Source organism: Neisseria sp. P0014.S009 (assembly GCF_051958155.1).
GTDB classification, from domain to species: Bacteria; Pseudomonadota; Gammaproteobacteria; order Burkholderiales; family Neisseriaceae; genus Neisseria; species Neisseria flavescens_C.
In genome coordinates, this window is the sequence record NZ_JBQCVS010000088.1 from 1 (window position 1) to 308 (window position 308).

A 308-nucleotide genomic window follows, 5' to 3' on the forward strand; every position below is an offset into this window, starting at 1 on the left:
TGCCTATCTGCGCCGTTACAAAGCGGAGCAAGAGGCAGCCAAAGAAATACGGTGAGGCTTGTGGAGAGACTTTGAAGGTCGTCTGAAATGGGTTTTCAGACGACCTTTAAGCTAAATCAAGTATAGTGGATTAACTTTAAATCAGGACAAGGCGACGAAGCCGCAGACAGTACAGATAGTACGGCAAGGCGAGGCAACGCCGTACTGGTTTAAAGTTAATCCACTATATCTTTTTCAGACGACCTTGTAAGCGGAATAATTTATGATACAATACGCCCCTACTCTTGAACGGGTCTGTAGCTCAGGGG

1 pseudogene is annotated in these 308 nt (G+C 46.1%); it reads left to right on the plus strand.

Annotated elements, in window-relative coordinates:
• Positions 1-118: 118 nt before the first annotated feature.
• A pseudogene (locus tag ACTHS4_RS11790) lies at positions 119-238 on the plus strand (IS5/IS1182 family transposase); the annotation flags it as partial.
• Between the last annotated feature and the right edge of the window lie 70 nt (positions 239-308).